At 46.8% G+C, this 12,212-nt stretch carries 12 protein-coding genes and 1 pseudogene; 10 read left to right on the forward strand and 3 right to left on the reverse strand.

The genetic code is table 11. From position 1 onward, the window contains the following. Window positions 1-10: 10 nt before the first annotated feature. The 6 genes from AC0OMA_RS04090 to AC0OMA_RS04115 all read left to right on the forward strand — a co-directional run bounded on the left by AC0OMA_RS04090 (window position 11) and on the right by AC0OMA_RS04115 (window position 8,246). Window positions 11-2,584, forward strand: a complete 2,574-nt coding sequence (locus tag AC0OMA_RS04090; protein WP_474221937.1) for an exo-rhamnogalacturonan lyase family protein — start codon at window positions 11-13, stop codon at window positions 2,582-2,584. A gap of 121 nt (window positions 2,585-2,705) precedes the next feature. Then, window positions 2,706-4,214: an extracellular solute-binding protein gene (locus AC0OMA_RS04095; RefSeq protein ID WP_474221938.1), complete on the forward strand. Its 1,509-nt coding sequence runs from the start codon at window positions 2,706-2,708 to the stop codon at window positions 4,212-4,214. A gap of 54 nt (window positions 4,215-4,268) precedes the next feature. Then, the gene (locus AC0OMA_RS04100; RefSeq protein ID WP_181218541.1) at window positions 4,269-5,225 is read left to right on the forward strand and encodes an ABC transporter permease; all 957 of its coding nucleotides are present in this window, start codon (window positions 4,269-4,271) and stop codon (window positions 5,223-5,225) included. Window positions 5,226-5,239: 14 nt separating this feature from the next. Then, window positions 5,240-6,127, forward strand: a complete 888-nt coding sequence (locus AC0OMA_RS04105) for a carbohydrate ABC transporter permease (protein ID WP_003242715.1) — start codon at window positions 5,240-5,242, stop codon at window positions 6,125-6,127. Between the two features lie 8 nt (window positions 6,128-6,135). After that, the gene (lplD, locus tag AC0OMA_RS04110; RefSeq protein WP_181218543.1) at window positions 6,136-7,476 is read left to right on the forward strand and encodes an alpha-galacturonidase LplD; all 1,341 of its coding nucleotides are present in this window, start codon (window positions 6,136-6,138) and stop codon (window positions 7,474-7,476) included. Window positions 7,477-7,550: 74 nt separating this feature from the next. Next, window positions 7,551-8,246, forward strand: a complete 696-nt coding sequence (locus AC0OMA_RS04115; protein WP_063335659.1) for a DUF421 domain-containing protein — start codon at window positions 7,551-7,553, stop codon at window positions 8,244-8,246. A gap of 36 nt (window positions 8,247-8,282) precedes the next feature. On the opposite strand, the gene hmoA is transcribed toward AC0OMA_RS04115, so the two are convergent. The 3 genes from hmoA to AC0OMA_RS04130 form a co-directional block, all read right to left on the reverse strand. Continuing rightward, complete coding sequence (hmoA, locus tag AC0OMA_RS04120) at window positions 8,283-8,609, reverse strand: heme-degrading oxygenase HmoA (RefSeq protein ID WP_003243958.1); 327 nt, start codon at window positions 8,607-8,609, stop codon at window positions 8,283-8,285. 103 nt (window positions 8,610-8,712) lie between these two features. Continuing rightward, window positions 8,713-9,075: a VOC family protein gene (locus AC0OMA_RS04125; protein ID WP_003233803.1), complete on the reverse strand. Its 363-nt coding sequence runs from the start codon at window positions 9,073-9,075 to the stop codon at window positions 8,713-8,715. A 91-nt stretch (window positions 9,076-9,166) separates the two neighbouring features. Next, on the reverse strand, window positions 9,167-9,652 hold the full coding sequence (locus AC0OMA_RS04130) for a hypothetical protein (RefSeq protein ID WP_047182252.1): 486 nt from the start codon (window positions 9,650-9,652) through the stop codon (window positions 9,167-9,169). 197 nt (window positions 9,653-9,849) lie between these two features. On the opposite strand from AC0OMA_RS04130, the gene AC0OMA_RS04135 reads away from it, so the two are divergent. The 4 genes and pseudogenes from AC0OMA_RS04135 to AC0OMA_RS04150 all read left to right on the forward strand — a co-directional run. Continuing rightward, complete coding sequence (locus tag AC0OMA_RS04135; RefSeq protein WP_015482933.1) at window positions 9,850-10,722, forward strand: STAS domain-containing protein; 873 nt, start codon at window positions 9,850-9,852, stop codon at window positions 10,720-10,722. Window positions 10,723-10,876: 154 nt separating this feature from the next. Further along, window positions 10,877-11,044, forward strand: coding sequence for a YezD family protein (locus AC0OMA_RS04140; protein ID WP_003244522.1), 168 nt, complete (start codon window positions 10,877-10,879; stop codon window positions 11,042-11,044). 109 nt (window positions 11,045-11,153) lie between these two features. Next, on the forward strand, window positions 11,154-11,798 hold the full coding sequence (locus tag AC0OMA_RS04145; RefSeq protein ID WP_003244397.1) for a Bax inhibitor-1/YccA family protein: 645 nt from the start codon (window positions 11,154-11,156) through the stop codon (window positions 11,796-11,798). Window positions 11,799-11,866: 68 nt separating this feature from the next. Continuing rightward, window positions 11,867-12,205: pseudogene (locus AC0OMA_RS04150) on the forward strand (FAD-dependent monooxygenase); the annotation flags it as partial. Between the last annotated feature and the right edge of the window lie 7 nt (window positions 12,206-12,212).

Consider the following 12,212-nt stretch of genomic DNA (forward strand, 5'->3'; position numbering starts at 1 on the left):
GGAGAGACCGATGAAAAAGATCAAATGGTTATCAGGACAGCCAAAGGTGACAAGCGGCGTGACGTGGGGCGTGCCATGGAAAAAAGGAGAATTAAAAAAGGGTGACCGTCTGGCGCTTATGAATGAAAAGGAGGAAACGCGATATGTGCAAAGCGAACCGTCGGCCTATTGGCCGGACGGGAGCATCAAGTGGACGAAGCACGCGGCGGTGTTTGGCGGTAAGGAAAACCAAAGCTTTATCGTGCAAAAAAGAGAAGTCCCGCAGCCAACTGAATCGCTCAGCATTCATGAGACAGAGCATGATATCCAAGTGGATACAGGAGCACTCGTTTGTACCATTCATAAAACAGGATCCGATTTCATTCAATCATTGCAGATCAACGGAAAGCCGATCGCCGCAGGCGGGAGGCTCGTTGCCATAAGAGAAACGAGAAACGAGTCGGCGGCGGAAACGGTTCTTTTGCATGAAAGGTCTGTCAGCTTTATCAAACGGGCGGCGATTGAGCAGAGTGGTCCTGTCAAAGCAGTAGTCAAAATCGAGGGAGTGCATGTGCTCCATAAAACGAATGAAGAATGGCTGCCGTTTGTCATCCGATTGGCGTTTTATGCCGGGCTGTCTGAGATCGGCCTTGTGCACACGCAGCTGATTGACAGGAACGGTAAACAAGAATTCATTAAGGGCCTTGGCATCGAATTTGCCCTTTTTTTGGAGGGGGAGCCGTACAACCGCCATTTCCGGTTTGCGGGAGAGAAAGGGATGTATAAAGAACCCGTCCAGCTGTTTGGCACACGTAAATTCAATGAACGATATCCGCTTTATGAAAAACAAATCAATGGCGAAATGCTGTCTCCAGATGAAGAGCATAAGGAATGGTTTGCACATGGCACACAGAATGCGGTTTGGGACGATGTGAAGCTTGTTCAGGATTCCAGCGATCATTACAGCCTGTCAAAACGGACCGGAAAAGATTATGCGTGGGTTGGAATACTGCATGGCAGCCGGGCGAAGGGGCTCTGCTATGCGGGCGGAAAAAATGGCGGTGTGGCTCTCGGCCTGAGGTATTTCTTTGAGAAATATCCTTCAGCACTGGAAATCACAGGTCTTGCCGGCAGCCGCCCCAAAATGACTATCTGGCTTTGGCCCCCAGACGGCGAAGCGATGGATTTGCGGCATTATACAGGAAACACCCACGTGGCCAGCGCGTATGAAGGCTTTGATGAAATGCTTTCTGATCCGACAGGCATTGCGAACACAAATGAAATCAGCCTGGCGTGCTTTTCGCACATGCCGTCTGACGAAGTCCTCAATGCGCTCGCTGACAAATGGCAGGCGCCGCCGCTCATTGTATTCGAGCCGGACGTCTATTACGAATCAAAAGCACTCGGGGTTTGGAGCATCATTGACACATCCCATCCGCTCAAAAAAGAGCTGGAAGAACAGCTCGATGCGGCCTTTCTGTTTTATAAAAAGGAAGTAGAGCAACGCAGATGGTACGGTTTTTGGCATTATGGCGATGTCATGCATACGTATGACCCGATCCGGCATATGTGGCGGTACGATCTCGGCGGATACGCATGGCAAAACAATGAGCTCGTTCCGACCCTATGGCTGTGGCAGGCGTTTTTCCGCTCAGGCAGAGAGGATATCTTTCGCATGGCAGAAGCCATGACCCGCCATACGAGCGAAACGGACAGCTTTCACCTCGGTGAATACGCCGGGCTTGGTTCACGGCATAACGTTGTGCACTGGGGATGCGGCTGCAAGGAAGCGAGAATCAGCATGGCCGGGCTTTATAAATTCTATTATTATCTGACGGGTGATGAGCGGACGGGAGATCTTTTGACAGAAGTGAAGGATGCCGATTATGCCCTCGTCAAAACCGATCCGATGCGCGCTTTTTACGAGAAAGGCAAGCACCCGACTCACGCCAGAACGGGACCGGACTGGGCGGCGTTTTGCTCGAACTGGCTGGCGGAATGGGAGCGGACCGAAAATCCGGAATATCTCAGAAAAATCGAAACGGGAATCAACTGTCTGAAGCGGCTGCCGCTCCGCTTATTATCCGGCCCGACATTTGAATATGACCCGGCGACCTCGATGCTTCATCACATGGGAGACGGCATTGCGGGCGGATATCATATGATCATTGCCTTCGGCGCGCCGCAAGTGTGGATGGAGCTGGCTGAGCTTCTTGATGACTGGGAATGGGAGGATATGCTGAGTGAATTCGGCGAATTTTACACATTAAGTGATGAGGAAAAACGGAAAAAAAGCGGAGGCGCTCTTCATGACGGGCATTTTCACTGGCCGATGTTCGCCGCCGGTATGACAGCCTACGCCGCGAGAAAAAAGCAAGATCCTCATCTCGCCGCCAAAGCGTGGAATCTTTTGCTCGATGATAAGCTCAGCCATACGCCGCTTCCGATCAAACCGGAGCGCATCGAGACATGGACGCAGATAGATGAGCTTCCATGGGTGACAACGAACACTGTCTCTCAATGGTGTTTAAATGTCATAGCGGCACTGGAACTGATCGGAGATTCCCTTCCGGCAAAAAAAGAAACATCGGGCAAAAAAGGATAACAGCCGGAATTTCATAGAAGAAATGGTGCAAAAAATGAAGATTGCAAGAATTTATGTAAGCGCTTTATATTGAGAGGGGCAAAGGGGAAATGCAAATTGAAAAAAGGGGGACTTACGCATCATGAAAATAAGAATGCGAAAAAAATGGATGGCCTTGCCGCTTGCTGCCATGATGATCGCCGGATGCAGCCATTCGGAAACTTCCAATTCAGCAAGCGGTTCGAAAGATACGATCAAAATTATGGCGCCGCTTTTATCGCCGGAAAGCCCGAGTGATAAGAGCCCTTCATTAAAAGCGCTCGAAAAATACACAGGCAAAGAGATTAAGGTCACATGGGTGCCTGATTCATCCTACAACGACAAATTCAACATCGTCATGGCTTCAGGAGAGATGCCTCACGCGATTGTTATTAAAGATAAGTCAGCCGGCTTTATCAAGTCTGTCAAAGCAGGGGCGTTTTGGGAACTGTCTCCTTATTTAAAAGACTACAAGAATGTAAGCCAGGCAGATGAAAAGATTTTGAAGAACAGCTCGGTGAACGGCGAGGTGTACGGAATCTACAGAACGAGGGACCTGATCAGGGCGTGTATGATTATCAGAACCGACTGGCTGAAAAATGTCGGTCTGGATATGCCGGAAACGCTTGAGGATTTCTATGAAGTGCTGAAAGCCTTTAAGGAAAAAGATCCTGACGGAAACGGCAAGGATGATACGTACGGCATGGTCGTGCCGAAATGGATGGGACTCGGCAACGGAAGCCCATGGGATGTTCTGCAAATCTGGTTCGGCGCTCCGAACCGCTACGGTGTTGAAAACGGAAAGCTGATTCCGGATTTTACAACGAAGGAATACATGGATGCGCTCACGTTTTTTAAAAAGCTCTATGATGAGGGCTTGATCAATAAGGACTTTGCTGTCATGGATTCTGCGAAGTGGAATGATCCGGTTGTAAAAGGAAAAGCGGGTGTCATCGTTGATACAGGCTCAAGAGCGTCTCAAATCCAAAGCGCGATGGAGGAGGCGGATGAGTCGAACAAGGATATCATTGATATCGTCGGCTCGCTTGAGGGACCGAATGGCAAGCGCACCTTCCCGACATCTGGATATTCAGGCATGATCGCGATACCAAAATCAAGCGTCAAAACCGAAAAAGAGCTGAAAAAGGTGCTGTCCTTCCTCGATAAGATGAATGATAAGGAAGCGCAGATTCTCACGAACAACGGAGTGGAGGGCCGCAATTACGAGCTCAAGGACGGCGTATTCACCTCACTTGAAAAAAACAACAAATCTCTCCTGTATGAGCATGAAGGCTTGGCACAGTTCAGCATGTCGATTCCGAAAAGCGAGTATTACATCGAAGACCAGAAAACCAAGCTCTTCCAGCATCGCAAGGACATCATAACCGAAGGAGAAAAAATAGCAGTCTTTAACCCGGCTGAGTCGCTTGTATCTGATGTCTATACCCAAAAAGGAGCCCAGCTTGACAACATCATCCTCGACGCGAGAACACAATTTATCATTGGAGAAATTGATGAAAAAGGGTTCGATGATGCAGTGGAGCTTTGGAAAAAAAGCGGCGGCAATGACCTGATGAAGGACTTGAACAAATTGTATCAATCGTCAAAATAAACCGATGCGCCTGCCTTTCGGCGGGCGTCCCGGTACCACGAAAGGAGAACAGATATGGAAACAGTGCCGAAGAAGGGAGATTCACCTGTTCTCACCGCTGGAAAAGGCATCAGCTGGATGGCTGCGCTCAAACGGGACAAATGGCTTTATCTTCTTCTTATTCCCGGTCTGCTTTATTTCTTGATTTTCAAATACTTGCCGATGTGGGGTGTGCTGATCGCTTTTAAAGACTACTCGCCATATCTCGGCTTCTGGAAAAGCGAATGGGTCGGCTTTGATTATTTCAAAGACTTTTTTATGAATCCGGATTTTTTCCGGCTGCTGCGCAACACCCTCATGCTGGCGAGCCTGGATCTTTTGTTTGCCTTTCCCGCGCCTCTCATTTTGGCCCTGCTTTTGAATGAGGTAAGAAAGGCCGTGTATAAAAGATGTATCCAAACCTTTATTTACGTACCCCATTTTGTATCATGGACAATTGTGGTCAGCATCACCTTCGTTTTCTTTACTGTCGATACAGGTGTGATCAACAAATTGATTATGAATCTGACAGGTGAGCAGATTTCTTTCTTGTCGGATGCAGACTGGTTCCGGCCGATGATTGTGATGCAAAGCATTTGGAAGGAGACAGGCTGGGGAACGATTCTATTTTTGGCAGCGCTTGCTACGGTTGATCAAGAGCAGTATGAAGCGGCCATCATGGACGGAGCGGGGCGGTTCAGGAGAATGTGGCATATTACGATGCCGGCGATTAGAAGCACCATTATCGTTTTGTTGATTTTAAGAATCGGCAGCTTTTTGAATCTGGGCTTTGAACAGGTGTATTTGATGACGAACTCGCTCAACCGCAGTGTGGCTGACATCTTCGACACGTATGTGTACATGATGGGGATTACCCAAGGGGCGTATAGCTACAGCACGGCGGTCGGTTTATTTAAATCAGTTGTCGGGATTATCTTGATTTTTGGCGCCAATTACATTGCGAAAAAGTTTGATCAGGAAGGATTGTTTTAGAGGAGGGGAGAGGTATGGCTGAAATTCACACGATGCACAACACCAAAGCCGGACGGGTGTTTGACGTCTGCAACATTCTGTTTCTCGGGGGTGTCGGCGCGATTACCATTTTGCCGTTTTTGTATATTATCGCTGGTTCCTTTGCGACAGAAGCGGAACTCGCCCAGCGGAGCTTCTTTATTTTCCCGAAAACCTTTACACTTGATGCTTACAAGTATGTGTTTTCGACACCGACGTTCCTTCGAAGCATGGGTGTGTCCATCTTCATCACCGTGGTCGGGACGGCTGTACAGCTGTTTTTCACCTTCACGATGGCGTATCCGCTGGCGAAGCGGCATGTGAAGGGACGGAATCTGCTGTTGAATCTGGTGATTTTCTCCATGCTGTTTTCAGGCGGCATGATTCCGACGTACCTTGTCGTAAAATCACTTGGCCTTTTGGATACGTATTGGGCATTGATTCTGCCGATGGCGATTAATCCGTTCAACCTTATTATTATCAAAAACTTCTTTCAGCAGCTGCCGCGCGAGCTGGAGGAATCAGCAAAAATTGACGGCTGTTCCGAAATCGGCGTCTTTTGGCGGATCGCCCTGCCACTGTCAAAGCCGGTTATTGCGACCTTTGCGCTGTTTTATGCGGTCGGGATTTGGAATGATTTCTTCCACGCTCTCTTATATATCAATGACAGTGCAAAATGGCCGCTGCAAATGGTGCTTCGCCAAGTCACGATTTTATCGGATTTAACGGCGACCAATGGCGATACGATGCAAAATGCCGTTCCGCCGGAGCAGGGAATTAAACTCGCTGTCATTGTCATTGCGACGCTGCCGATTTTGGCTGTCTATCCATTTTTACAAAAACACTTTGCAAAGGGAATGCTGATCGGTTCGGTGAAAGGCTGAGAAAGGGAGTGTTTCATATCAGTACATTAGATCAGATTAAGATTGCCTATATCGGCGGGGGGTCCCAAGGCTGGGCCAGAAGCCTGATGAGTGATTTGTCGATTGATGAACGGATGTCAGGCACGGTGGCGCTCTATGATCTTGATTTTGAAGCCGCTCAGAAAAATGAAGTGATCGGCAATCACAGCGGGAACGGCAGATGGAGATATGAGGCTGTTTCTACTTTGAAAAAGGCGTTATCAGCCGCGGATATCGTCATTATTTCCATTTTGCCGGGATCACTGGATGATATGGAAGTCGATGTCCACTTGCCTGAGCGCTGCGGTATTTATCAGTCTGTAGGTGATACTGTCGGGCCTGGAGGGATCATCAGGGGCTTGCGTGCTGTGCCGATATTTGCGGAAATTGCCCGGGCAATAAGAGACTACGCACCTGAATCATGGGTCATTAATTATACAAACCCGATGTCTGTCTGTACAAGAGTGCTGTATAAAGTGTTTCCCGGAATCAAAGCGATTGGCTGCTGCCACGAGGTATTCGGGACGCAAAAGCTATTGGCGGAAATGGTCACGGAAAGCCTGGGGATTGAGGTGCCGCGGCGTGAGGATATCCGCGTTAATGTGCTCGGCATTAACCATTTTACATGGATCACAAAAGCCTCTTACCGCCATATTGACCTGCTGCCTATATTCCGTGAATTCAGCGCGCACTATGGGGAATCAGGATATGAGCTGGAGGGGGAAAGCTGGAGGGACAGCGTCTTTTGTTCGGCACACCGTGTTGCGTTTGATTTATTTGAAACGTATGGCGCCATCCCTGCTGCGGGAGACAGGCATCTGGCAGAGTTTCTTCCCGGCCCATACCTCAAACAGCCTGAAGTATGGAAATTTCATCTCACACCTATATCATTCAGAAAACAAGACAGAGCTGAGAAACGACAAGAAACAGAACGGTTGATCGTGCAACAACGGGGCGTTGCTGAGAAAGCTTCGGGAGAAGAAGGCGTGAACATCATAGCGGCTCTTCTCGGATTGGGTGAACTCGTCACAAATGTAAATATGCCGAATCAAGGCCAGGTCTCAAACCTTCCTATACAAGCCATTGTCGAAACAAACGCATTCATCACAAGGAACCGTGTCCAGCCGATTTTGTCCGGAGCGCTTCCGAAAGGTGTGGAAATGCTGGCGGCTAGGCATATATCCAATCAGGAGGCAGTGGCGGACGCAGGTTTAACAAAGGATACTGGCCTCGCGTTTCAAGCCTTCCTCAATGACCCGCTTGTCAAGATTGACCGCAGTGATGCAGAGCAGCTTTTCAATGACATGCTCCAATGCACCATGCAACGTTGAGCGGAGCTTTTCCGGTTTAGAAAAGAAACCATTGACCATACTGATAGTATTATCAAGAAGTAGGTGCTATCAATATGGGAAATTATTTAAGTGTTGCGGCAGAACTGGTCTGCGGTTTAGGCATTTTATTTATCATCTTAAAACTTCTCGGGAAAACCCAATTTTCTCAAATTACGCCGTTTGACTTTATTTCTGCTTTAATTCTAGGTGAGTTAGTCGGAAATGCCGTCTACGATCATGAAATCAAAATCAAAGAAATCATTTTTGCTTCGCTGCTGTGGGGCGTGCTGATTTATATTATTGAATTTATCACGCAAAAAATGAAATCATCGCGAAAGTTCTTGGAGGGTGAGCCGAATATCGTCATCCGCAAAGGAGAGCTTCAATATAAAGTAATGAAGAAAAATAAGATAGACATTAACCAGCTGCAAAGCCTTTTGAGGCAAGCGGGGAGTTTTTCGATCCAAGAAGTAGAATATGCGATTTTGGAAACAAACGGGATGGTCAGCGTGCTCCCCAAATCTGATTTTGACAAACCGACAAATAAGGATTTGCAGATTCCTTCGAAGTCCGTTTCTCTGCCGATCACTTTAATCATAGATGGAGAGGTTGTCCGGGATAATTTGAAGGAAGCGGGTGTGGATGAACAGTGGCTGAAGCAAGAATTGAAAAAGAAGAACATTGATAAGACGGAGGACGTGTTATTTGCAGAATGGCATAAAAATAAGCCGCTGTATACCGTAACATACGAACAAAGCAGATCAACATGACTCTTAGAAAAAAGCTTGCAGCAAGGCGCAAGCTTTTTATTGATTGTATGTCCCTTGTTTGACAGCACGTACATGGTACATGCTCACTTCAGTGCTGATCAGATAGTCAGGCTTTGGTTTGCCTTTGTTTGCTTTATGGCCGGCGATATGCGCATCGCTTTTTTCCCATTGCTTCCAGTGATCCTCTGATTCCCAGCGAATCATGACAACAACTTCTTCATCACCGCGGCGTACATTTTTCTCAAGCACTGTCACATCAATTAAACCTTCTTGTTTTTCAATGATTCCTTCAGCACTGAAACGTTCTATGACTTTATCTGCAAAGCCTTCTTTAACCGTCATTTTTCTCAACTGTACAAACATTTGTCTCACTCCAATCATTCTCACATATGAATAATTGTAAATGAAATTCATTCTCAATGTCAAAGAAAGCGCAGGGCGGAATCGAACCGCCGTGCGCAACAGTTTATTCTTTCAATAAAAACACATTTCCGTCTTCGTCCTTAAATTGAACGAAGGTGCCCCACTCCATTTGATTGGGCTCACCGAGAAATTCTACACCGTTTGTCTTCATTTTCTCGTATGTACCAAAGATGTCTTCGCATTCAAACACAATAGAAGCCTTCATTTGCTCTGAGCCTTTCATCATGGCTTTTGGGTAAATGACTAAACGAGTCTCGGCCCCTTTTGGCGCAACCTCCAGCCAGCTTGCTTCAGGTCCCATTGGGTGGTCCGCTGCAATATCAAAGCCTACCTTCTCTGTCCAAAATTGCTTCGCTTTCTGCTGGTCCTCGACATATACAGCAACAGTGCCAATTTGTTTGATCATAGGGAAACCTCCAAGTTGAAAAGATAATAATACTATAACCTGTTTACGGCCGAAGTAACATAAAAAAATCAGCCGGGAAACCGGCTGATTATTAAAATGAGCAGCTTACAACATCGATGTGATTTGTGTCTAAGGCGAAATAAACCCAGCGGCGCCGTGAGGAATCCCAATAAAAGCCGCCGACGGACCTTCTGCCAAGGATGATCGGGTAGAACCAAAATGAGCGGCCATTGGTTAACCAAACATAGGTAAATCGGAAAAGGCAAGGACGAATGGTGATTGGTTCAACTAACAAAACGGCTCCTTGAGACCCCTGCGGTTTTGGGGGTTTCGCTGGTATTTGGGAAGGAGGAGGTCCCTGCGGCGCACCGCCGAAGCCTGGGACGGCACCGCTGCCAATGCCAGGGCCGCCGCCGCCAAAGCCTGGAACAGCACCGCCGCCAATGCCAGGGCCGCCGCCAGAGCCCGGAACAGCACCGCTGCCAATGCCAGGCCATGGATATCGGTATTCATATTCAAAAGCAGGCCAAGGCTCATAAAAATGCCCCGCAAACATATAAGGATCAACATAATACATGTGATTACGTCCTTTCTCATTGTAAACTGTACATTGCAGTTTATGCGGGCGGACTCTTATTGGTGCATTCGCCTAAGGATATGAAGCTGGAATGCACTCAGAGAGCAGAATCATTTGATTTTTCTCTAGTCTTATTCACAATTCCGCTTTATCATTTTATAATGAAAGTGCTTCTATTACGAAAAAGGAGACAGACCGTGAATATCGATCAATTATTATATCAATATATCATAGACAACACTGCGGATATTACTGAGAAATGGTTCAGTTTGCGTTGCCAGCTTAAAGGCGAGCTATATTCCGCCAGCCATTTAAGTGAAGCAACGAAAACGCTTTTAACCGAGCAGCATACATTTACCAATATAACAATCGCAAGCGCATTTCTGGAGGATCAAACCGATTTTCAAGAAAACATGACAAAATGGGCGGAAAACGTTGCGAAAAACAGGGTAGAGCAGGATGTTCAAGTTCATGAGGTCGTAGAAGCCATATCCAATTCAAGAATCTCATTCTGGGACGCAGTCGTCACATTTATAAAAGAGAATCAGGAGATTGTGACAAATGAGGATGCAGACCGATGGAACCGCATTGTGAATCAGTCGTTCGATAAGCTGATTATTGAATTCTCCGAGCAGTACCAAAAATTCATGCTGATGAGGCTCACATCTCAGCAGGAATTGATCTCAGAGCTTGGCTGCCCGGTTATTTCCATTGCCGATGGAATCGGGATATTGCCGCTTATCGGCTCCATTGATACAAAACGGGCACAGGTCATTTTAGAAACAGTGCCGGTCCGCTGTGTCGAGAGAAAAATCACAAGCCTCGTCGTTGATCTTTCGGGTGTTCCGATTGTGGATACTATGGTGGCTCAGCAATTGTACAACCTGTCTAAAACGCTTTTCTTATTAGGCGTCAAAGCCGTATTTTCAGGGATTCGCCCGGATGTGGCCCAAACATCGATTCAATTGGGGCTTGATTTTAGTGAATATGAAACGTACGGCACGCTGAAGCAGGCATTAGAAAATATGGGTGTCCGCTGTATTGTTGAGGAATTGGAAGAAAACAAATAGGAAGTTTCCAGGCATATGATTGTCCGTCACCGGGTGATCATATGCCTTTTTGATTTGAACAGAAATCACCATTGATTTATCAAAAAAAACATAATATTATAATTCTTATAAGAATACTGTGAATTAAAACATATTCAACAGGGGGGAAGGTCTTTTGGTTTCAAAATCAACGATTGATCCGGAAGTGATTGAAAAAATAATCAGCTCGCTGGAAACACTCGATTTCGGCACCGTTCAGATTACGGTTCATGATTCTCAGATTACCCAAATTGAGAAAATAGAAAAGCATCGTTTTTCGCTGAAAAGGAAAGAATCAAAATGATAATGTAAAGGGCGTTTGTTTTCATTAAATTCTCCTTAAAACATATACATATTTCATCCAATTTTTATATAATAGACCTTTAAGATCATTTTTTAGGAGGATTTTTGACATGCAAGCTACGGTTCACGAGAGTAAGCAATCGATCATGCAACGCATTTTGACAGTCTTTGTCTTCACTTTGCTGATCGCGACTGTCGGCCTTTTTATCGGCCAATTTGTTCCTGTCGCTTTAATGCTGCCGCTTTCTATTCTTGAAGTGGCGATGATTATTCTGGCCTTTTGGATGCGCAGAAGAAAAGCGGTCGGGTATGCGTTTGTATATACATTCGCGTTCGTTTCCGGCATTACCTTATTTCCGATCGTCAGCCATTACGCTTCCATCGCCGGCGCCTATGTCGTGCTTGAAGCCTTTGGTTCTACATTTGTCATTTTTGCCGTCTTGGGTACAATCGGCGCAAAAATGAAGAAGGATTTATCCTTCCTGTGGTCATTTCTGCTGGTAGCGGTGCTCGCACTCGCAGTGGTAGGGATTTTCAACATTTTCAGCCCGTTAAACTCAGCGGCGATGATGGCGTATTCCGTGATCGGAACCATCGTCTTTTCCCTTTACATTTTGTATGATTTGAATCAAATCAAACACCGCCACATTACGGAAGACTTGATTCCGGTTATGGCGTTATCGCTGTACCTTGACTTTATCAACTTATTCATCAACCTGCTCCGCTTCTTCGGCATTTTGAGCAGTGATGATTAATGAAAAAGCGCCTGTCATTGGATAGGCGCTTTTTTTCCATACATAAAAAGGGCAGATGGAGTGTTTATGAGTATCCTATCATTTTAAATACACTGGAGCAGGTCGCCGTGCAGGAGCCATGGCATAAAGGCCGCGTTGTCATCGGAGGAGACGCCGCCCACGCCGGCGCGCCGACCCTGGCGCAAGGAGCGGCAATGGCGATCGAGGATGCCATCGTCCTCGCCGAAGAACTCCAAAAACACGCCGACCACGAAACAGCATTACAGGCGTACTACAAAAGAAGAGCCCCACGAGCGCTCAAAGTCCAGAACCTATCATCGGAAATCGTCCGCCGCGGGCTGAAAGGAGAGCCGGGAGCGGAAGAACTGATTGGGGAGTGCTATGCGGTGTTGAGGGAAGGGTATTAAATAGGAA

It is taken from the genome of Bacillus sp. AMCV2 (genome assembly GCF_056033925.1).